The sequence below is a fragment of the Pseudarthrobacter enclensis genome, from assembly GCF_001457025.1.
Taxonomy (GTDB): domain Bacteria; phylum Actinomycetota; class Actinomycetes; order Actinomycetales; family Micrococcaceae; genus Arthrobacter; species Arthrobacter enclensis.
Genome location: NZ_KQ758599.1, coordinates 891,962 through 911,514, shown reverse-complemented (window position 1 = coordinate 911,514; position 19,553 = coordinate 891,962). Strand labels below are relative to the sequence as shown.

The following is a 19,553-nucleotide window of genomic DNA, read 5'->3' as shown; positions in this document are numbered from 1 at the left end:
GTCAGCTGCGCTTGCCGTCAAAGAACTCCTGCGCCTCATTGACCGGTTCCGGGCGTGCGGCAGCGCCATCGCCGCGGCCCGCTGCACCCTCCCGGGTGGTCCGTTCCGCGGAACCCTGCCGGGCCCCGGCACCGGGCTGTGAGCCGGCGGCCGGCACTTCTGCACTGCCGGCGTCGTCCATCCCGGCTGCGGCGGGCTGCTCCGCGGCGGCGGCGGGGGCAGCGGGTGCCTGGCTGCCGGTGAAGATGCGGACGAGCAGTCCTGCGATCGCCGCGCCGGCGAGGGGCGCCACCAGGAAGACCCAGAACTGCTCCACGGCCCAGCCGGAGCTGAAGACGGCGGACGCTGCAGCGCGGGCCGGGTTGAACGGCAGGTTGCCCACGGCCTGGCCCAGCTGCAGGAGGGCTGCGAAGGTCAGGCCCACGGCGACGGGGGCGACGGCGGTTCCGGCACGTCCGCGCGCCGCGGCGCCGAGGAAGACGCCCACGATGATCGCCGCGCCGAGCACCTCCAGGAGGAGGACGGCCGCCACAGGGGCCTGGATGATGGAATGTTCGCCGAAACCGGCGGTGACGGTGTCGAACGCCGTCCGGCTGTCCGCAATGCCCGGCAGGGTCCGCAGGACGGCGAAAAGGACCAGCCCGCCCACCAGCGCGCCGGCAAGCTGTGCCACCGCGTAGGCTGCCGCGGCTCCGGCACGGATTCGCCCGGCCAGGAGGTGGCCCAGGGTGATGGCCGGGTTGAAGTGTCCGCCCGAGACATGCCCGACGGCGAGCATGGCCGCCGTGACGGCGAGCCCGGCTGCGAGCGCCGCCGGAAGGGGGCTGGACTGCGGGATGCTGAACAGCGGAACACCCAGCCCGGCCACCGTGATGAAAAGAGTGCCGAACGCTTCGGCGCCGAGCCTGGGCAGCAGTCCCGGACGTGCGGCTGCGGACGGGCCGGGCAGGTCGTCGTGGCGGTCGGGGGCGGAGCTGCTCATGGGGAACCTTCGGGTAGGGGCCGTGGGGGTGCTGCCGCAGGCAACCCCAGCATTATTCCAGCCGCGGCTGGACGTTCGCTGGACGGTGCCGGGGTGCCTCGCCCGTGCGTCCGGACAGGTACATTGACTGCATGAGCTTTGACACCGCCGTACCTGCGCTGAAGTCCCGCATCCACGGCTGCCTGCTGGGCGGCGCGCTGGGCGATTCCCTGGGCTACGCCGTGGAATTCGATCCCATCACCGAGATCCGCCGCCGGTTCGGAGCGGACGGGCTCACCGGGTTCGAGGCTCTCGGGGGCGGCAGCCACTTCTCGGACGACACCCAGATGACCCTGTACACGGTGGACGGCCTCGTGGAGGCGCTCGAATGGGCCAACTCCGGCGTGGGCGCCGACGTCAACGCCTGCCTGTGGCTGGCCTACCTGCGCTGGCTTGCAACCCAGGGCGAGACTCCCGACCCTGCGGCGCCGGCCCCGCAGCCGCGCTGGATCGACGGCCACACAGTGCTGCACCAGCGCCGCCACCCCGGCAACGCCTGCATATCGGGGCTGGCCACCGGTGAGATGGGCACCGCTGCCCGGCCCGTGAACCCGGACTCGAAGGGCTGCGGCACGGTGATGCGCTCGGCTCCGTTCGGGCTCGTCCCGCATGTCACGCCCGACGCCGTCTACAAGCTCAGTGCCGACGCCGCCGCCCTGACGCACGGCCATCCGTCGGCCCGCCAGAGTGCCGGGATCTTCAGCCTCCTGATCCACCGGCTGGTGGCCGGCGAGGCGCTGGCGGACGCTGCCACAGCGGTGGCATCCCACGCCTCGTCCATGGACGGCGTCGCTCCCGAGCTGCCGGGCCGGCTGAACGCAGCGATCAGGCTCGCCGGGCAGGGCATCGTCACGCCCGAGGAACTGGTGGCTGAGCTGGGCGAGGGCTGGGTCGCCGAAGAGGCCCTGGCCGTGGCCCTGTACGCCGTGCTGGCGACTTCTCCGGCCGGCGCGGACTCCTCCCCCGACGCGCACTTCCGTGACGCCCTGGCCGTGGCGGTCAACCACAGCGGCGACAGCGACTCCACCGGCTCGGTGGCCGGCAACATCCTGGGGGCCTACTACGGGGAGGCCTGCCTGCCGGACGGCTGGCTGGAGGCGCTTGAAGCCCCCGAGGTCATCCGCGGCATGGCGGACCTGCTGGTACGGGTGACTACCGGCGAAGGCTGATGTTGTTGCAGGCTTCGCATACATCGTCCGGGATCAGCCGCAGCCGCTGAAGACCGCCGAAGACGACGCACCCCAGGCAGAAGCCAAGGAACGCCTCCAGCGAGGCCGCCACGATCAGCAGCCCGAGGACCGCCCACGCTGCGGGCACCGCTCCCGCGAGGAACAGGACCAGCGCGGCGGACGAGACCGCGGCGCCGAGTCCCTGCGCAAAACGCTTGGGCGGCCCGGGTACCAGCTTCACCTTCCCCAGCCTGGGCGTGATGATCCGGGTGGACAGCAGGGCCAGGGGCGAGACGCGCGGGCCAAACAGCACCCGGAGCCAGAATCCCGCGGCAATGGCAGCCAGTCCCCATCCCGAGCCGGCCGCAGCGGTGGCGAGGGCCGCCGGCACCACCAGGCCCGCCGTGACGCGGGCCGCGTATTCGTTGACGGGGTGGGGGAAGGCAAACAGGCTCATGCTGCAAGGCTAGGAGCGGGCCCGCGGTCGGTGGAAGAATTGTTGCCCCGCGTGACCATGGGCCGGTAAATCCTGGCCGGTCCTACAGTGCCGCGGCGCCCGCCATGCTTCCCACCATCTGCAGGAACTCACCTTCGGACAGCACCTCGATGGCCTGTCCCCGCTCGTGCAGTTCCAGGACCCGGCGCGCCTTGCCGGTCAGCCTCCCCGAGCGCAGGTCCGAGGCCACGAACCCGTCCCCCACCACCAGGACGGTGGTGCGGCCGGTGACCCTGCTTTCGGTCCGCGCGCCCATGTCGGCGGACCTGGCTTTGGCCTCGGGCCGGGCGATGGAGAGCTGCCCGGTGAACACCACGGTCTGCCCGTAGAGGGGATGCCCGGGTTCGGCGTCCGGGTTGGGCTCGGGGTTGATCCCTTCCTCCGGCCAGCCCGCCTGGAACGGACGGACCAGGGCTGCACCGTTCGCCGAGCCGCCGGCAAGGGCGGTAAGGCTCTGCTTCGACAGCGGGTCGACGGCGGGATCGAATGCCTGCTGGCGCGGCATGGCCAGTCCCAGCGAGAGGTAGAGCTCGGCCAGGCTGTTGGCGCCGTTCCGCCGGGCGATGTCGATAAGGATGCCTGCGCAGGCACGGGCGTCCTCCCCGGCGTCGTGATGCCTGACCAGCGGCACCCCCGCTTCCTCGGCGGCGAAGGGCAGCGAGTTGGAGACCAGTGAATAGCAGCGCCGCGACAGCATCACGGTGCACACGTAGTCGTACGCGGGGCCCGGGAGGCCGGACACCTCCAGGGCCGACCGGATCACGCCAAGGTCGAACGCAGCGTTGTGGGCCGCGAGCACGTCGTCACCGATGAAGGCACCGATTTCCGGGAACAGGTCGCCGAAGCGGGGCTGGCCGGCGACGTCCCCGGCGCTGATGCCGTGGATGCGCACGTTGTGGAAGTCGAAGTGGTCGTGGTTCGCGGGCGGCCGCATCAGCCAGGACGCCTCCTCGACGATCCTGCCGCCGCGGACCTTTGTCAGCCCCACTGCGCAGGGCGAGCCCCTGAAGCCGTTCGCCGTTTCGAAATCGATCGCCGTAAAGTCCAAACCCACGGGTGACACCTTACCGCCGGAAGCCGCCCGGCACGGGCAGCCGCTCCCGGCAGTGGACCGCTTCCGGCGGTTTCCGGGCAGCCCGGCACAGGCAGGTCAAGTACCCTTGAAAGGTGAACTTCCCCTTGATGAACGACCTTGCCGTGTCCATGCTGGGCGGCGCGGGACCGGTCCAGCCGCAGCTGGCGTCCTTCCTGCCCGACTGGCTGAACCCGGATGTATTCCTGCGCGACTCGCCCCTGGGCCCGTGGGTGGTGCTGCTGGTGTGCGGCATAGTCTTCGCCGAGACCGGCCTGCTGGTGGGGTTCTTCCTGCCCGGTGATTCGATGCTGTTCACCGCCGGCCTTCTGGTGGCCACCGGGGCAATCCAGTTCAACCTGTGGGCCATGTGCGGGCTCATCATCGTGGCGGCCATCATCGGCAACCAGACCGGCTACCTCATCGGGTCCAAGGCCGGCCCCGCCATCTTCAACAAGCCGGAGTCCCGGCTCTTCAAGCGGGAGAACGTGGAAAGCGCCCACGCCTTCTTCGAAAAGCACGGCGGCAAGGCGCTGATCCTGGCCCGTTTCGTCCCCATCATCCGCACGTTCGTCCCGGTTATTGTCGGGGTCGCCCAGATGGACAAGAAGAAATTCTTCCTCTACAATGTCATCGGCGCGCTGCTGTGGGGCGGCGGCGTAACCCTCCTGGGCGCCTGGCTGGGGCAGTTCACCTGGGTGGGCGACAACATCGACATCATCTTCATCGCCATCGTCCTGGTGTCCGTGCTGCCGATTGGCGTGGAGTTCCTCCGCGGCCTGTCCGCCAAGCGCCAGGCGAAGGCGTACGGCACTGACCCGGTGGACGAGTTCATCGAGGAGCACGCCCCGGAGTCGGAGCACAAGACCCCCCGCCACCAGTAGTCGGCGCAAAGCAAAAAGGTGCGGTTCCCGTCAGGGGAACCGCACCTTTTTGCTGCGCCCGGCCGGGAGGTGGACGCCGACCGGTGCCGGGGTCAGCCGGGCGTGTCCGCCAGGGCCTGCACGATGGCCGGCAGCAGGGCGCGGAACGCCTTGCCCCGGTGGCTGATGGCGTTCTTTTCCGGCGCCGACAACTCGGCACAGCTGCGGTCCTCCCCGGCCGGCTGCAGGACGGGGTCGTAGCCGAAGCCGCCGTCACCGCGCGGTTCGCGGAGCAGGACGCCTTCCAGCTGGCCGTATTCCACCACTTCGCGGCCGGGTTCGCCGTCCGACGCCGGCATCGCCAGGGCCGCTGCGCAGACAAACGCCGCACCGCGGTGCTGGTCCGGCACGTCGGAGAGCTGGCTGAGCAGCAGCTGCAGGTTGGCGGCATCGTCACCGTGGCTGCCGGACCACCGGGCGGAAAAGATGCCCGGGGCTCCGCCCATGACGTCCACGGCCAGTCCGGAGTCGTCGGCAATCGCCGGCAGGCCCGTTGCTTCAGCCACCGCACGTGCCTTCAGGAGGGAGTTCTCGGCGAAGGTCACGCCGCTTTCGACGACGTCCGGGGCACCCGCCGCGGCCGCGTCCACCACTTGGGTGTCGACGTCGAGCCCGGGCACCTGCCCGCGCAGCAGTTCGCGGAGTTCGCGCAGCTTGCCCTTGTTGTGCGTGGCGAGCACCAGCCGCGGCTGTGTGCTGCTCACAGGGTGTCCGCCAGGGTTTCCCGCTGGATGGCTGCCAGCTGGGTGGTGCCCAGCAGTGCCAGGTCCAGCAGCTGGTTCAGTTCGTCCCGGTCGAAGGGGGCGCCCTCGGCCGTGCCCTGCACCTCAACGAACTTCCCGGAGCCGGTGACCACAACGTTCATGTCGGTCTCGGCGCGGACGTCCTCGACGTAGGGCAGGTCCAGCATGGGGACGCCGTCGATGATGCCGACGGACACCGCGGCGATGGTGTCGATCAGGGGCTGGGCGTTCCGGGCGATGAGCTTGTTGTCGCGGGCAAACCGGATGGCGTCGGCGAGGGCCACGTAGGCGCCGGTGATTGCCGCGGTGCGCGTCCCGCCGTCGGCCTGCAAAACGTCGCAGTCCAGCACAATGGTGTTCTCGCCCAGCGCCTTCGTGTCGATGATGGAGCGCAGGGAGCGGCCGATCAGCCGGGAAATCTCGTGCGTGCGGCCACCGATCTTGCCCTTGACGGACTCGCGGTCCGACCGGGTGTTCGTGGCCCGCGGCAGCATGGCGTATTCGGCGGTGACCCAGCCCCGGCCTTCGCCCTTGAGCCAGCGGGGAACACCGGCGGTGAGGGAAGCGGTGCACAGGACCCTGGTGTTGCCGAACTCGATCAGCGCCGAGCCTTCAGCCTGGTTGGACCATCCGCGGGTGATGCTGATGGGCCGGAGCTGGTCGGGGGCGCGGCCGTCGGCGCGCACAATGGGCACTGCAGTTGCTTCAGAAGTCATGCCTTTAGCTTATCGAGTGGCGGCCGGTGCCGGTCCGCCCGCACGCCGTGCACCCGGCAGGACCGCAGCTAGATGGTGTAGTGCACCCCTGCCACCGCCACGGCGACGTCGCCCGGGAAAACCGGCCGCGCCTCGGCCATGACGGTGGTCTGCGACGTCCAGACCGGGATGTGCGTCAGCAGCAGCCTGCGCGCTCCGGCTGCCGCGGCGGCCTCGCCGGCGCGCTTGCCGGTCAGGTGTACGTCCTTGATGCCGTCGTCGCGGCCTTCCTCGAAGGCTGCCTCGCAGAGGAACAAGTCGGAATCCCTGGCAGCGTCCTCCAGCCCGGCGCAGGAGTCGGTGTCCCCCGAGTAGGCCAGGACCCGGGACACCGGGTTGCCTTCCTTGTCCGGCTCCACCACCTCAACCCGCAGGGCGTACGCTTCCTCCACGGGATGGTTCACCGCGAACGGGGTCACCGTGAACGGACCCACCGTCACCGGGCGGCGCTCACTCCAGTTGGTGAAGTCGAATTCCTCATGCATCCCGGGGTCCAGGTCCAGCCCGTAGGCGGTGGCCATCCGGTCCGCCGTGGCAGCCGGGCCCCACACGGGGATGCGGCCGCGGTCCCACCCGCCGGGCTTCCAGCGGACGGCAACGTGCAGGCCGCACAGGTCCATGCAGTGGTCCGGGTGCAGGTGGGTGAGGAAAATCGCGTCAATGTCCTCCAGGTCGGTGTAGCGCTGGATGGCGCCCAGCGCACCGCTGCCCAGGTCCATGACCACTTTCCAGGTCCGTTCCCCGTCCGTGGCGGTCAGGAGGTAGCACGACGCCGGCGACCCGGGGCCGGGAAACGAACCGGTGCAGCCAACAATGGTGAGCTTCACAGGCCGGAACCTCCGGAACGGCCGGCGTCGGCGAGTCCGTTGCCCACGAAGTTGGAAATGCGGGGACGGCTGCGGGCCGCCTGCGCGGCCGCGATCATTTCCGGCGTGATGCGGGCCAGGCTGCCCGTGGGGTACTGCGCGGCGACGTGGTCCACGTGCCGGACGGACAGGACCTCCGGGCCCAGGAACCGTCGTGCCAGGGTTTCGAACTGCGCGGCGTCGCCGGTGGCCACGAAATGGTGTTCGGGCGGGGTGGCGTCCGTGCGCTGGAGGTCGTTGGTGGCGAGGGCACGGTAGACGTCCTTCGCTGTCTCCTCGGCACTGGACACCAGGGTCACATCCGCGCCCATGACGTAGGAGATCACGCCGGTCAGCAGCGGGTAATGGGTGCAGCCCAGCACCACGGTGTCCACCCCGGCGGCCTTGAGCGGCGCCAGGTACTCCTCGGCCACGGCGAGCAGCGCGGGGCCGGTGGTGATCCCGGCCTCCACATAGCTGACGAACTCCGGACAGGCCGCGGAGGTGATCTCCAGGTCCGGAGCCGCGGCAAAGGTGTCATCATAGGCGCGGGAACCAACGGTTGCGGAGGTCCCGATCACGCCGACCTTCCCGGAACGGGTGGCGGCCACGGCGCGCCGGACGGCCGGCTGGATTACTTCGATGACGGGAATGCCGTACTTGGCCGTGTACCGTTCCCTGGCATCGCGGAGCACCGCTGCCGACGCCGAATTGCAGGCAATCGTCAGCAGCTTCACGCCGGAGTCCACCAGTTCGTCCATCACGCCGAGCGCGTTGGCACGCACCTCGGCGATGGGAAGCGGCCCGTAGGGTCCGTGCGCGGTGTCGCCCACGTACAGGATGGACTCGTTGGGCAGTTGGTCGATGATGGAGCGGGCAACGGTCAGTCCCCCGACGCCGGAATCGAAGACGCCGATGGGCCGGGATTCCAGGGCTGCTGCCGGAAGGTCACTGGCTGCCGGTGCCTGCCCGGCATCCGCCGACGGTTCCTTGCTCGAGGCTGTAGTCATGATTATTCGAGAATAGGTGCTCCCCGGACCCTCAGCCATCATGTTGTGGCCCGCAACTCATGTCTGCTGTGTCACAAGGCGTCCTGCCGGCGTGTCGGCCGCCGCTCAACGGCGCGTTTCCATCGACTGCAGCATGGCCTGCACCAGGGATTCCTGCAGCCAGGTAGTGAAGTTGTACACGAGCGCCAGGTAGCTCTCCACGTCCTCGGCCTGGGACCAGTCCTGCATGCGGTGGACGTGCTCGGCGTCCTCCTCGTCACGGATGTCCAGCCGTTCGGCCAGCACCAGGCGGACATCGTTCAAGGCCATCGACCAGTGTTTTGCGCCCTCCGGCGTCAGCACGATCTCGTCCTTGTCCAGGTCCAGCGCGGCGGCTCGGAGGGCACCGATCTTCGTTTCCCGGAGCGAGCGCTCGGTGAGCTGGCGGAACTCCAGTGACGCGGCGCCGTCGTCCTTGACGACGTTGGGCAGCAGCCGTTTGACGGCCCGGTCCGTGGGCTCCGCGACGTCCATGTCCAGGCCGATCAGTGCGGCCAGCGGATCCTGCCCTTCGCGTTCAGCCGGTTCCAGCATGGAGATGACGTCGTCGATGAGGCTGCGCAGCAGTTCCCGTTCAGTGGGTTCGAGGAATCCGGTGATGCCTTTGAGCCCGTACTTGAATGCCTTAGCCACGCTTCCCCTTGCCCCTGCCGGAAGTGCCGGCTGCCCCTGATGCCTTCTCCACGGTGGCCCACAGCCCGAACCCGTGCATGGCCACCGCGTGGCGCTCCACCTGCTCCTTGCTGCCGTGCGCCACGATGGAGCGGCCCTTCTTGTGGACCTCCATCATGAGCTTGTTGGCCTTGCTTTCTGGGTAGCCGAAATAGCTCTGGAAGACGTAGCTGACGTAGCTCATGAGGTTCACGGGATCGTTCCAGATCACCAGGTTCCAGGGAATGTCCGGGGCGGCCAGGGAATCGGTGGATTCCGCTGTTCCGGTCCGGATGCCCTCCCGCGTGTCAGGGCCGGGCGCAACGCTTATGGTCATCTGTCCATTCTATGGGGCGTGCTGGGGCCCCGCCGCGACGCGAAGCGAGACGTGGGAGACGGTGGGTATTAGAGTGATTTTCGTGAGTACCTCCGCCGGCTGGGAGCATCCCCGCACGTCCTTCTATACAGACCACTACGAGCTGACCATGCTGCAGGCGGCGCTCCATTCCGGGGCCGCCCACCGCAAGTCGGTGTTCGAGGCCTTTGCGCGCAGGCTCCCGGACGGCCGCCGCTACGGCATCGTGGCGGGCACGGGCCGGCTGCTGGAGGGCATTGCGAACTTCCGTTTCGGCGACGCTGAGCTGGACTTCCTGTCCCGCACCAACGTGGTGAACAGCCAGACCCTTGAGTACCTGGCCTCCTACCGGTTCTCCGGCGACATCTGGGGCTATGCGGAGGGTGAGGCGTACTTCCCCAACTCCCCCATCCTCATTGTCGAGGGCACCTTCGCCGAGGCGTGCATGCTCGAGACCTACATCCTTTCCGTGCTTAACCACGACAGCGCCATCGCCTCGGCCGCTTCCCGCATGGTCAGCGCCGCCGGCGGCCGCCCTTGCATCGAAATGGGATCGCGGCGCACCCATGAGGAGGCGGCGGCTGCGGCCGCGCGCGCTGCCGTCATCGCCGGGTTCGGCAGCACCTCCAACCTCGAAGCGGGCATCCGGTACGGCATCCGGACGGTGGGCACCGCAGCCCACTCCTTCACGCTCCTCCACGACACCGAACGCGAGGCCTTCGAGGCACAGATTGCGTCGCTGGGCGCTTCCACGTCCCTGCTCGTGGACACGTACGACGTCGAACAGGCCGTCCGGACCGCGGTGGACATTGCCGGTCCGCAGCTGGGCGCGGTCCGCCTGGACTCCGGCGACCTGGTGGCCCAGGCGCAGTGGGTGCGCCGGCTCCTGGACGACCTCGGCAACGAGCAGACCAAGATCGTGGTGACGTCGGACCTGGACGAATACGCCATCGCTGCCCTTCAGTCCGCACCGGTGGACGCCTACGGCGTCGGCACGTCGCTGGTGACGGGTTCCGGGGCGCCGACGGCCAGCATGGTCTACAAACTGGTCAGCAGGACGGACGACGACGGCGAGTTCGTTTCGGTGGCCAAGGCCGCCAAGAACAAGGCGAGCGTAGGCGGCCGCAAGTACGCACTGCGGAAGCTGGACAGCCGCGGCACCGCCACCGCGGAGGTGGTGGGCGTGGGACACCGGCCAGAGGATGACGGCAATGACCGCCCGCTGCTCCAGCAGTTCATGAAGAACGGCGAACTGCTGCCCGGCTGGACGGGGGCGGAAGCGGTGCAGCGGGCCAGCCGCCGGCACGCCGAATCCATGGCTGAACTGCCGCCGGTGGTCAACCGGCTGCAGCGCGGCGAAGCGGCGATCCCCACTTTCTACGAAGAAAACTGAGGAGGACTGATGTCACGCGCACTGATCATCGTCGATGTCCAGAACGACTTCTGCGAGGGCGGCTCCCTGGCTGTCGAAGGCGGCGCAGCCGTGGCCGGGGCCATCAGTGAATACATCGACGCCCACCACAACGAATTCGACCACATTGTGGCCACCCAGGACTGGCACATCGACCCCGGCGGGCATTTCTCCGACCACCCCGACTTCAAGGACAGCTGGCCGCCGCACTGCGTCGCCGGGACCCGCGGCGCGGAACTCCACCCGGACCTGGACACCGAGTACATCCAGGCGTACTTCCGGAAGGGCCAGTACGCCGCCGCGTACTCGGGATTCGAAGGACTCCTGGCCCCGGAGGACGCGGTACCCACCGGGGAGCGCCAGCCCGGTGCTGGACCTGACGCCGGCGAGGCGGATGAGGACGCCATCGGACTGGACGACTGGCTGCAGAGCCACGACGTCGAAGACGTCGTAGTGGTGGGCATTGCCACCGACTACTGTGTCCTGGCCACGTCCCTCGACGCTGTCCAGGCGGGCTACTCGGTCACGGTGCTGCGTTCCCTGACCGCGGGCATCGCAGAGGACCTTGAGGAGGCCGTCGCCGAGATGGAACTGGGCGGCGTCGACGTCGCCTGAGACCGCACCGCAGGGACATTAAAGGGGAAACCATTGAAGATTACGATGCCCTCCGACTGCGGCAATGCGCCCCGGCTCGGTATTGTCGGGGACTTTGCCGTCAAGTGGGCGGCGGGAGACGCGGCGGCCCTCTCCCTATGGCTCTCCGACGACGCCCGCTGGACGGTCGTCGGCGCAGGCATCCACAGCGGACCAGGGGCCGCGGGACAAGCGATGCCACCGTTCACGCCTGAACGCGTGCAGGTCATCTCGGTCATCACCCATGGCCGCCTGGCGTCCTGTGACGGTTACCTCGAAGCCGGCTCCAGGCGCGTCGCCTTCAGCCACACCTTCCGTTTCGCCGGTGCGTCCAAGACAGCGAAGGTCGTGGAACTGCGGAGCTACTGCATCGAAACCCAGGACAGCTGACCCCGGAACGGGATTTACTCCAGGCTTTGCCAACTGAAAAGGCAATGGCCGGGCCTTCGGGCCCGGCCATTGCAGTTCAAGGACACGCTACTTGCGGCCGATGAACCAGTCCTGGAGCTTCCGCAGCCGTGCCTGGAGCTGTTCCTCGTTGGCCTGCGCCACTGCCGGTCCGCCGCACACGGTCCGCAGCTTGGTGTGCACCACGCCGTGCGGGGTGCCGGTGCGCGCCGCCCAGGCCGCTACGTTCTTGGCCAGCTCGTTGCGCAGGTCCATCAGCATCCGGTGGTCGGGTACTGACGGAACGGCACTGTCGGTGGCGGCAGGGGCCTTCCTGTTCCTCCGGTTCAACTGCTCATGCTGGCGCTGGCGCAGGAGCATACCCACCTGCTCCGCATCCAGCAGGCCGGGAATGCCCAGGAAGTCCATCTCGTCGTCGGACCCCACCTCGCCGCCGGTGCCGAATTCGCCGCCGTCGAACAGGACCCGGTCGAAGGAGGCCTGCGAATCCAGTGCCTCGAACTTGCCCTTGGTCAGGCTGTCCGACGCTTTGTCCTCGCGGTTGGCTTCGGCCATCAGCGAGTCCTCGGGCGTGAACAGGCCGTCGCCGTCTTCCTTCTCCGGCCGGTCCAGCGCGTGGTCGCGCTCCATCTCCATGGAGTTGGCCAGCGCCATCAGCTGCGGCACTGACGGCAGGAACACCGAGGCGGTCTCGCCGCGTTTGCGGGCACGCACGAAACGGCCCACGGCCTGGGCGAAGAACAGCGGGGTGGACGTGGACGTGGCGTAGACACCCACGGACAGCCGGGGCACGTCAACGCCCTCGGACACCATGCGCACTGCCACCATCCAGCGCTTGTCCCCCGCGGAGAACTCTTCGATCTTGCTGGAGGCCTTGGCGTCGTCGGAGAGGATGACGGTGGGCGATTCGCCCGTGATCCTCTTCAGCTGCCCGGCGTACGCGCGGGCGTCTTCGTGGTCGGTGGCGATGACCAGGCCGCCGGCGTCGGGAACCGTGCGCCGGACCTCGCTGAGCCGCCGGTCCGCGCCCGCCAGGACCGCCGGGATCCACTCGCCCGCGGGGTTCAGGGCGGTCCGCCAGGCGTGGCTGGTGATGTCCTTGGTCACCGCGGCCTCGCCCAGGGACGCCGCCATCTCCTCACCGGCACTGGTCCGCCAGCGCATCTGGCCGGAATAGGCCATGAACATGACCGGCCGGACCACGTGGTCCCGGAGCGCGTTGCCGTAGCCGTAGGTGTAGTCGGCCCGGGACCGGCGGATGCCGTCGCGGTCCTCGGCGTACTCCACGAACGGGATGGGCGAGGTGTCCGAGCGGAACGGTGTTCCGGTCAGGGCCAGCCGGCGCGCCGCCGGATCGAAAGCCTCGCGGAGGCCGTCGCCCCAGGAGAGCGCCTCGCCGCCGTGGTGGATCTCGTCGAGGATGACCAGGGTCCGGGCGGCCTCGGTCTTGGCACGGTGCAGCATCGGCTTGCTGGCCACCTGGGCGTAGGTGACGGCGACGCCGATGAAGCCGCGGCCGTGCTGGCCGTCGGAGTTCTTGAAGTTGGGGTCGATGGCAATGCCCACCTTTGCGGCGGCATCTGCCCACTGGCGCTTCAGGTGGTCCGTGGGGGCCACGATGGTGACCCGGTTCACCGCGCCGGAATCGATCAGCGTGGAGGCGATCCGCAGCGCGAAGGTGGTCTTGCCTGCTCCCGGTGTTGCCACGGCGAGGAAGTCGCGCGGGCCGTTCTTCAGGTAGAGATCAAGGGCTTCCTGTTGCCAGGCACGGAGTTTCGGGGCGGTTCCCCAGGCTGCGCGTTCCGGGTAGGCCGGGGGCAGGGTGGGGCCGCCAAAGAGCGTCTCCGTCACTACTTGTTGCTGCCTGAGTCCCCTCCGGGACCCTTGCCGCCGTCATTGCCCGGGCGCAGGCCCTCGTAGACCTCTTTGCACGTGGGGCACACCGGGAACTTCTTCGGGTCCCGGCCCGGCGTCCAGACCTTGCCGCACAGGGCGATGACGGGCTCACCGGTCATCGCGGACTCCATGATCTTTTCCTTGCGCACATAGTGCGCAAAGCGCTCCCGGTCCCCCGGTTCGAGCTCCTCGCGCAGTTCCTCGCGCTCAATGGTGGCCGTGGACGTTCCAGCCCCGGAAAGCTCGCGCATCGGGTCGTTTTCGAGAGGGTCCGTCATGCTAGTCATGCCAACCATCTTAGCCTTTCCGCAGCCGGGACGTTCGACGGCGGCACGCCAGTTCCGGGGGCCGGTGCCGGCCGGACGCCACCCCTTCACAGGCTGCCGGACGGTGCGGCGGGAGCGGTCAGAGCCCCTGCCAGGACGGTTTGTTGTCGTAGGTGTGACGGTAGAAATCAGCGAGTTTCAGGGCCGAGGCGGCGGCCTCGTCCACCAGGACAGTGGCATGGGGATGGAACTGCAGGACCGAAGCCGGGCAGATGGCCGCGACGGGTCCTTCCACGAAGTCCCGCACCGCCTGGGCTTTTTGCGCCCCTGTTGCGATCAGGATCACGTGGCGCGCATCCATGATGGTGCCCAGGCCCTGGGTGATCACGTGGTGCGGCACCTCCGCGAGGCTGTTGAAGAACCTGGCGTTGTCCCGGCGGGTCCGCTCGATAAGGCTCTTGATGCGGGTGCGCGAGGCGAACGATGACCCGGGTTCGTTGAAGCCGATGTGGCCGTCGGTCCCCACCCCGAGCAGCTGCAGGTCCACGCCTCCCGCTGCGGTGATGGCGGACTCGTAGGCTGCGCAGGCCGCCGGAATGTCCGTTGCGGAGCCCTCAGGTGAATGGACATTGGCGGGATCAATGTTGATCCGGTCCGTGAACTCGCGCCGGATGACGTTCCGGTACGATTCCGCATGGCCCTCCGGTAACCCGACGTATTCGTCCAGCGCAAAGCCGGACACCCTGCTGAAATCGAGCCCGGCCGCATGCCGTGCCGCCAGTTCCTCATACACCGGAAGCGGCGAGGAACCTGTGGCCAGCCCCAGCACCGCCTCCGGTTTGCGGGTGACCAGTTCCTCGATCGCGTCGGCGGCAAGCCGGCCGATCTGCCTGCTGCCGCCGAGGATGACTACTTCCACGCTGCTGCCTCCACCCTGCTCGGATTCCCTACCGGTTGACGCCCACCTGGGCCAGGAGCTCGGGTCCGCGGGCCTCCAGCCATTTTCCGCCGAGCCGGACACCGAGGACAAACAGTGCCAGGCCCAGGGCGGTGCCGCCGGCCAGGTTGATCCAGCCGAACAACGGATCGCCGGTCACAAGCCCGGCCACCAGCAGGGCCGCCTGGGGCAGCACCAGGATGAACAGCACCAGCAGGCCGCCGAACTGGACGGCGAGGGTCTGGCCCACGTTGCCCGGCGGCTTCTTGAACGGGCTGTCCCCCGGCAGCGGCACGGCCACTGTGTACCGTGCCGAAACCACCGACGAAAGTCCCAGCCCGGTGAAGAGTACCCCCAGGCTGAGGCCCAGCTGGCCGGGCAGGGCGGACCAGTCACCGGTCAGTGCCGAGTGCCCCACGGCGAAGACCAGGACGACGGGAAGGGCGAAGGCACAGCAGGCCAGTGCCCGGCCCAGCCGGTCCGCCACTCCCCTGACACCGGTGGCGACATGCAGCGCGAAGGCCGTGTTGTCATAGGAGACGTCCGCGGAAATCGACCACGCCAGGATGAAGGCGGACAGCGGCGCAAGCATGGCAAGGCTGGCGTAATCTCCGGTCTGTGCACCCTGGAACACCAGCAGGACCGGAAGCAGCGGGATGACCACCAGGGACCCGGAGTACCGGGGATCACGCAGCCAGTACGTCAGCGACCGGGCCATGACGGCGCCGGTGGGTGTTGCCGGGAGGACGCCCAGGAGCCCCAGCCGGCCGCCTTTCCGTTTGCCGCCGCCGGAGTACGGCGGCGTGACCAGTGCGCGCTGCAGCAGCATCTTCCAGCACCAGGCCAGCACGCCCAGGGTGGCCAGCGAGACCAGCAGCTTCAGCGCGGCGGGCCCGGGGCGCCCGGCGGCAAGGTCGCCGGCGAGCGCCCACGGAGCCCCCAATGGCGTCCAGGAGAGCGTCCTGGCGAACTCCGGCAGGAACTCCGCCGAGGCGGAGATGCCCCGGCCGACGCCGGCAACGATGGGTCCCATCAGGACCAGCGGCACCATGAAGGCCACCGCGCTGACGTCCTTGAACCGCCGGGACGCGGCCACGCTGGCCGTCGCCGTGGTGACGACCTTGGCGGCCACCACGCAGGTCAGGACGCCCAGCAGGGCGCCCGCAAGGGCTGCCACGGCGGGCAGGAAGCCACGGGACCAGGTCACCACAGTGGCCAGGGCCACCAGCAGCGTCGCCAGTCCCGGAATGCCCACCAGGCCGGCCAGGGCCAAACCGGCCAGCATCTGCCGCATGGGGATGGCGAACGTGGTGAAGCGGGCGGGATCAAGGGTCATGTCCGTGGCGGAGGCCACCACCGGGATGATGGCCCAGCCCAGGACGGCCGCGGCACCGCCCAGGACGATGGCGGTGTGGGCAAGTTCAACGTCCGCGGTGCGCAGGAGGACCAGGACCACCACGAGGGTTCCCACCAGACCCAGGGCGTACAGCCCCGCAAAGGCCATGCCCACCAGCTGCCAGGGGCTGCGCCGCAGTCCGTTGCGGAGCAGGGCCAGCTTGAGCCTCAGAAGGTGCGCAACCATTCCAGCCCTTCCGTGTGGCTACGGCCGCCCACCAGCTGGACGAAGCGGTCCTCCAGCGAGGCGCCGCCCCGGACCTCGTCGACGGTGCCCGCGGCCAGGAGCCGACCCCCGGCCACCACTGCCACGTGGTCGCACATCCGCTGCACCAGGTCCATGACGTGGCTGGAGACGATCACGGTTCCGCCGGAGGCAACGTAGCTGTCGAGGATGGACCGGATGTTCGCCGCAGAGACGGGATCCACGGCTTCGAACGGTTCATCCAGGACCAGCAGCCGCGGGGCGTGGATCAGGGCGGAGGCGAGGGCGATCTTCTTGGTCATGCCCGCCGAGTAGTCCACCACCAGCGTTCCGGCGTCCTGGGTCAGGTCCATGGCGGCCAGCAGCTCACCCACCCGGGACGCCACCACGTCCTTGTCCATGCCGCGCAGCAGCCCGGCATAGGTGATCAGCTGCTCTCCGGTCAGCCGGTCGAACAGGCGGACGCCGTCCGGCAGGATGCCCATCAGTTTCTTCGCTTCCAGCGGCCGCGCCCACACATCCACCCCATGCACCAGTGCCGTGCCGAAGTCGGGGCGCAGCAGGCCCGTGGCCATGGACAGCGTGGTGGTCTTGCCGGCACCGTTGGGTCCCACGATGCCGTAGAAGGACCCCGCGGGGACGTCCAGGCTGATGCCGTCCACGGCGATCTTGTTGCCGAACCGCTTGGCAAGGCCCCGGATGGACAGGGCCGGAACGGCGGCGGAACTGGTGTCGGAGCCGGCGTGGCCGGCTCCTGCGGAAAGCGGCGGGCCGGGTTGCGGAGCAGTCATGATGCCAGAGTAGCCCCAGGCCACCGGCTGTGGGGTCCTCCCGGAGGAGTAGCCCGGAATAGCAAAAAAGGCGTACGACGGCGTCGCGGCACCGTGTGCCTAACGCACCTTCCGGATGCGGATCGGGCCTTTGGCCGTGGCAGGATCCACCACGGATCCGCGCTGGGTGATTTCGACGTCCCCTGATGCCACCAGCCGTCGCGCAGCCTCGCGGACCGGTTCCATCAGCTCCCGCCAGCTGTCCCCGCCGGCGGCACGGGCCGCATCCGAGGGGCAGATGGTGGCGGCAGCGGAGCGGGCTGCCAAGAGTTCCAGGATGGTGGCCTCCAGTTGCCGGCCCAGGGGCCCGGTCCCGCTGCCTGCGGCGTCCCTGTCCGCATCCTGCGGGCCCTGGCGGCTGCCCATCACGGTCCCGGTCAGAACGAGCGCCGGGGCAGGGCGCGCTCGTACTGGGGAACCCAGGGCAGGTCGTGCCCCAGCTCGAAGGCGGCCCGAAGCCACCAGTGCGGGTCCCGCAGCGCGGCCCGGGCGATCAGCACGGCATCCGCCTGGCCGGTCGCCACCGCATGCTCGGCCTGCCCGGCAGAAGTCAGCAGGCCCACGGTTCCGGTGGGGACCCCGGCTTCCTTCCGGATGGCCGCGGCGAATCCGGTCTGGTAGCCGGGACCGACAGTGATCTTCTGGTGCGCCACCGCCCCGCCGCTGGAAACGTCGATGAGGTCCACGCCGCGTTCGGCGGCCTGCCGGGCAAGCCGGATGGACTCGGGCAGTCCGATGCCGCCGGGCGCCCAGTCGCTGGCCGAAATCCGGAGCAGCAACGGCATGGAATCCGGGATGGCCGCCCGGACGGCGTCGACGACGGCGAGCGTCAGCCGGTTCCTTCGGTCCTCGTCGCCGCCCCATTCGTCCGTGCGGAGGTTGGTGAGCGGGCTTTGGAACTGGTGCAGCAGGTAGCCGTGTGCGCCGTGGATCTCGACGGTGTCGAAGCCGGCGTCCACCGCACGGGACGCCGCCGCGGCAAAATCGGCCACCACTGCGCGGATCTGCTCCCCCGTCATCGCCGACGGCGTGCTGTACCCCTCGAAGGCCAGCGCGGACGGGGCAACAGTTGTCCACCCGCCGTCGGACGCCTCGACGCTGCCGCGCTGCCCGGAGAACGGCCAGTACGTGGAGGCCTTGCGGCCGGCATGGGCCAACTGGACGCCGATCTTGGCGTCCACTGCCCCGTGCCGGTGGACAAAGGACGTGATCCGGTGCCAGGCCGCGGCCTGTTCGCTGTTGTAGATGCCGGCGTCGCGGGGGCTGATGCGGCCTTCAGGGTTAACGGCGGCCGCTTCGGTGAGGATCAGCGCGGCGCCGCCGGCGGCGAAGGATCCCAGGTGCATCAGGTGCCAGTCGTTCGGAACCCCCGGCCCGGCGTCGGGATCGCAGCTGTACTGGCACATGGGCGAAACCCAGCCCCGGTGCCGGAGTTCCAGCGATCGCAGGGCCAGGGGCTCGAACAGCGCCGGCACTAGAACAGCACCCTCGCAAGCGCCTGGCGCGCCTTGGCGACGCGTTCGTCCGAGGCCCCCACCACGTCGAAAAGCTCCAGCAGGCGGACCCGGGCAGTCTCGCGCTCCGGCCCGAAGTTGCGTCCGATGAACGCCACCACCCGGTTCAGCCCATCCTCGACGTGGCCGCCGGCGATATCCAGGTCGGCCACTCCCAGCTGTGCCTCGATGTTGTCCGGCTCGTCGGCCGCCAGGGTGCGGACCGCTTCGCTGTCCTGGGCGGAGACCGCCTGCAGCCGGGCCATCAGTTCCACCTGCGCCAGGCCGGCCTTCGCCTCGTGGTCGGAGGGCATCTCATTGAGGGCCTGGCGGTAGGCCTGTGCGGCCGCCTCGTAGTCGCCGGCGTCGATGGCGTCGTAGGCTGCCTGGTGAAGCGGCGGCAGCGGGGCCGGCTCGGGCTCACCGGCCTCGCCGGCGTTAAGGCTGCCGGTCACGCCGTTGGCGGCAGCGACCTTGAGCAGCTCGTCAAAGAGGCTGCGGACCTGGTCCTCCTCGGCGCGGCCCTGGAAGAGCGGCACCGGCTGTCCCTTGAGGACCGCGACGGCGGTGGGCACCGCCTGGACCTGGAAGGCCTGCGCCAGCTGCGGGAAGGCTTCGATGTCGGCAGCGCCAAGGACCAGGCGGCCGCCGTAGGAGTCCACCACGCGCTCCAGGATCTCCAGGGCGCCCGTTGATTCCGGCGAGTACGGAGCCCAGAGCGCAAAAACCACGGGAACCTGGGCGGAAAGTTCCACGAGCTGCTGGAAGTTCTGTTCGGTGACCTCAACCCGCAGCGGAGGTGCGGACGGACCGCCGGCTGCGTCGGCAGCAGTGGCATTGCCCGCACCGTCCCCGCCGGTCGGCGGAGGCGTGGCAGGGCGTTGCTTCAGGCTGGAGAGGTCGACGGCGCCGCGCAGGTTAAGCAGGTTGGCAGCGGCCGGAGGGACTGGACGGGAAGCAGGCGAACTCATGCTTTCCACTCTAGCCACTGCGGCCGCTG

General features: G+C 69.2%; 22 protein-coding genes. 5 read left to right on the top strand and 17 right to left on the bottom strand.

What is annotated here, in order from left to right:
- Window position 1: 1 nt before the first annotated feature.
- Window positions 2-982, bottom strand: coding sequence for an aquaporin (locus AS031_RS04150; RefSeq protein ID WP_058266822.1), 981 nt, complete (start codon window positions 980-982; stop codon window positions 2-4).
- Window positions 983-1,113: 131 nt separating this feature from the next.
- On the opposite strand from AS031_RS04150, the gene AS031_RS04145 reads away from it, so the two are divergent.
- On the top strand, window positions 1,114-2,190 hold the full coding sequence (locus AS031_RS04145) for an ADP-ribosylglycohydrolase family protein (RefSeq protein WP_058266821.1): 1,077 nt from the start codon (window positions 1,114-1,116) through the stop codon (window positions 2,188-2,190).
- Here the strand turns inward: AS031_RS04145 and AS031_RS04140 are convergent.
- Complete coding sequence (locus AS031_RS04140) at window positions 2,174-2,647, bottom strand: DUF4395 domain-containing protein (protein ID WP_058266820.1); 474 nt, start codon at window positions 2,645-2,647, stop codon at window positions 2,174-2,176. The genes AS031_RS04145 and AS031_RS04140 overlap by 17 nt on opposite strands.
- 82 nt (window positions 2,648-2,729) lie before the next feature.
- A complete protein-coding gene (locus AS031_RS04135) occupies window positions 2,730-3,740 on the bottom strand; it encodes a 3'-5' exonuclease (protein WP_058266819.1) in 1,011 nt (336 codons plus the stop codon).
- A 128-nt stretch (window positions 3,741-3,868) separates the two neighbouring features.
- Between AS031_RS04135 and AS031_RS04130 the strand changes: the two genes are divergently transcribed.
- Complete coding sequence (locus AS031_RS04130; RefSeq protein WP_176716507.1) at window positions 3,869-4,642, top strand: DedA family protein; 774 nt, start codon at window positions 3,869-3,871, stop codon at window positions 4,640-4,642.
- Between the two features lie 92 nt (window positions 4,643-4,734).
- On the opposite strand, the gene rdgB is transcribed toward AS031_RS04130, so the two are convergent.
- From rdgB to clpS, 6 genes are all read right to left on the bottom strand, one after another.
- The gene (gene rdgB, locus AS031_RS04125) at window positions 4,735-5,385 is read right to left on the bottom strand and encodes an RdgB/HAM1 family non-canonical purine NTP pyrophosphatase (RefSeq protein ID WP_058266818.1); all 651 of its coding nucleotides are present in this window, start codon (window positions 5,383-5,385) and stop codon (window positions 4,735-4,737) included.
- Entirely contained in the window at window positions 5,382-6,140 is a 759-nt protein-coding gene (rph, locus tag AS031_RS04120; RefSeq protein ID WP_045730582.1) for a ribonuclease PH, read from the bottom strand. The genes rdgB and rph overlap by 4 nt, the downstream gene beginning before the upstream one ends.
- 68 nt (window positions 6,141-6,208) lie before the next feature.
- Window positions 6,209-7,006 (bottom strand): MBL fold metallo-hydrolase, encoded by a 798-nt coding sequence (locus AS031_RS04115; protein WP_058266817.1) that lies wholly within the window; start codon window positions 7,004-7,006, stop codon window positions 6,209-6,211.
- A complete protein-coding gene (gene murI, locus AS031_RS04110) occupies window positions 7,003-8,034 on the bottom strand; it encodes a glutamate racemase (protein ID WP_228379560.1) in 1,032 nt (343 codons plus the stop codon). The genes AS031_RS04115 and murI overlap by 4 nt, the downstream gene beginning before the upstream one ends.
- Window positions 8,035-8,139: 105 nt before the next feature.
- The gene (locus tag AS031_RS04105) at window positions 8,140-8,706 is read right to left on the bottom strand and encodes a DUF2017 domain-containing protein (RefSeq protein ID WP_058266816.1); all 567 of its coding nucleotides are present in this window, start codon (window positions 8,704-8,706) and stop codon (window positions 8,140-8,142) included.
- Window positions 8,699-9,061, bottom strand: coding sequence for an ATP-dependent Clp protease adapter ClpS (clpS, locus tag AS031_RS04100; RefSeq protein WP_058266815.1), 363 nt, complete (start codon window positions 9,059-9,061; stop codon window positions 8,699-8,701). The genes AS031_RS04105 and clpS overlap by 8 nt, the downstream gene beginning before the upstream one ends.
- 82 nt (window positions 9,062-9,143) lie before the next feature.
- Between clpS and AS031_RS04095 the strand changes: the two genes are divergently transcribed.
- From AS031_RS04095 to AS031_RS04085, 3 genes are read left to right on the top strand one after another with little or no spacing between them, the layout of a single operon-like run.
- On the top strand, window positions 9,144-10,472 hold the full coding sequence (locus AS031_RS04095; protein ID WP_058266981.1) for a nicotinate phosphoribosyltransferase: 1,329 nt from the start codon (window positions 9,144-9,146) through the stop codon (window positions 10,470-10,472).
- Between the two features lie 9 nt (window positions 10,473-10,481).
- The gene (locus AS031_RS04090) at window positions 10,482-11,105 is read left to right on the top strand and encodes an isochorismatase family protein (protein ID WP_058266814.1); all 624 of its coding nucleotides are present in this window, start codon (window positions 10,482-10,484) and stop codon (window positions 11,103-11,105) included.
- Between the two features lie 33 nt (window positions 11,106-11,138).
- The gene (locus tag AS031_RS04085; protein WP_058266813.1) at window positions 11,139-11,513 is read left to right on the top strand and encodes a nuclear transport factor 2-like protein; all 375 of its coding nucleotides are present in this window, start codon (window positions 11,139-11,141) and stop codon (window positions 11,511-11,513) included.
- Window positions 11,514-11,600: 87 nt separating this feature from the next.
- Here the strand turns inward: AS031_RS04085 and AS031_RS04080 are convergent, their stop codons facing one another.
- From AS031_RS04080 to AS031_RS04045, 8 genes are all read right to left on the bottom strand, one after another.
- Window positions 11,601-13,382, bottom strand: coding sequence for a DEAD/DEAH box helicase (locus AS031_RS04080; RefSeq protein ID WP_058266812.1), 1,782 nt, complete (start codon window positions 13,380-13,382; stop codon window positions 11,601-11,603).
- Window positions 13,382-13,723, bottom strand: a complete 342-nt coding sequence (locus AS031_RS04075) for a DUF3039 domain-containing protein (RefSeq protein WP_058266980.1) — start codon at window positions 13,721-13,723, stop codon at window positions 13,382-13,384. The genes AS031_RS04080 and AS031_RS04075 overlap by 1 nt, the downstream gene beginning before the upstream one ends.
- A 109-nt stretch (window positions 13,724-13,832) precedes the next feature.
- The gene (gene nagB, locus AS031_RS04070; RefSeq protein ID WP_058266811.1) at window positions 13,833-14,612 is read right to left on the bottom strand and encodes a glucosamine-6-phosphate deaminase; all 780 of its coding nucleotides are present in this window, start codon (window positions 14,610-14,612) and stop codon (window positions 13,833-13,835) included.
- Between the two features lie 28 nt (window positions 14,613-14,640).
- The gene (locus tag AS031_RS04065; protein WP_058266810.1) at window positions 14,641-16,212 is read right to left on the bottom strand and encodes a hypothetical protein; all 1,572 of its coding nucleotides are present in this window, start codon (window positions 16,210-16,212) and stop codon (window positions 14,641-14,643) included.
- Complete coding sequence (locus tag AS031_RS04060; protein WP_058266979.1) at window positions 16,194-17,021, bottom strand: ABC transporter ATP-binding protein; 828 nt, start codon at window positions 17,019-17,021, stop codon at window positions 16,194-16,196. Before AS031_RS04060 ends, AS031_RS04065 begins: the two co-directional genes overlap by 19 nt.
- A gap of 99 nt (window positions 17,022-17,120) precedes the next feature.
- The gene (locus AS031_RS04055; protein WP_058266809.1) at window positions 17,121-17,426 is read right to left on the bottom strand and encodes a DUF3253 domain-containing protein; all 306 of its coding nucleotides are present in this window, start codon (window positions 17,424-17,426) and stop codon (window positions 17,121-17,123) included.
- 11 nt (window positions 17,427-17,437) lie between these two features.
- The gene (locus AS031_RS04050; protein WP_058266808.1) at window positions 17,438-18,535 is read right to left on the bottom strand and encodes an NADH:flavin oxidoreductase/NADH oxidase; all 1,098 of its coding nucleotides are present in this window, start codon (window positions 18,533-18,535) and stop codon (window positions 17,438-17,440) included.
- Window positions 18,535-19,524: a tetratricopeptide repeat protein gene (locus AS031_RS04045; RefSeq protein ID WP_058266807.1), complete on the bottom strand. Its 990-nt coding sequence runs from the start codon at window positions 19,522-19,524 to the stop codon at window positions 18,535-18,537. The genes AS031_RS04050 and AS031_RS04045 overlap by 1 nt, the downstream gene beginning before the upstream one ends.
- Between the last annotated feature and the right edge of the window lie 29 nt (window positions 19,525-19,553).

Coding starts and splice junctions, on each gene's coding strand:
- AS031_RS04130 (WP_176716507.1), top strand. CDS start 3,869: ATGAACGACCTTGCCGTGTCCATGCTGGGCGGCGCGGGACCGGTCCAG.
- AS031_RS04055 (WP_058266809.1), bottom strand. CDS start 17,426: ATGGGCAGCCGCCAGGGCCCGCAGGATGCGGACAGGGACGCCGCAGGC.
- AS031_RS04075 (WP_058266980.1), bottom strand. CDS start 13,723: ATGGTTGGCATGACTAGCATGACGGACCCTCTCGAAAACGACCCGATG.
- rph (WP_045730582.1), bottom strand. CDS start 6,140: ATGACTTCTGAAGCAACTGCAGTGCCCATTGTGCGCGCCGACGGCCGC.
- AS031_RS04090 (WP_058266814.1), top strand. CDS start 10,482: ATGTCACGCGCACTGATCATCGTCGATGTCCAGAACGACTTCTGCGAG.
- AS031_RS04140 (WP_058266820.1), bottom strand. CDS start 2,647: ATGAGCCTGTTTGCCTTCCCCCACCCCGTCAACGAATACGCGGCCCGC.
- AS031_RS04045 (WP_058266807.1), bottom strand. CDS start 19,524: ATGAGTTCGCCTGCTTCCCGTCCAGTCCCTCCGGCCGCTGCCAACCTG.
- murI (WP_228379560.1), bottom strand. CDS start 8,034: ATGACTACAGCCTCGAGCAAGGAACCGTCGGCGGATGCCGGGCAGGCA.
- clpS (WP_058266815.1), bottom strand. CDS start 9,061: ATGACCATAAGCGTTGCGCCCGGCCCTGACACGCGGGAGGGCATCCGG.
- AS031_RS04060 (WP_058266979.1), bottom strand. CDS start 17,021: ATGACTGCTCCGCAACCCGGCCCGCCGCTTTCCGCAGGAGCCGGCCAC.
- AS031_RS04150 (WP_058266822.1), bottom strand. CDS start 982: ATGAGCAGCTCCGCCCCCGACCGCCACGACGACCTGCCCGGCCCGTCC.
- AS031_RS04145 (WP_058266821.1), top strand. CDS start 1,114: ATGAGCTTTGACACCGCCGTACCTGCGCTGAAGTCCCGCATCCACGGC.
- AS031_RS04065 (WP_058266810.1), bottom strand. CDS start 16,212: ATGGTTGCGCACCTTCTGAGGCTCAAGCTGGCCCTGCTCCGCAACGGA.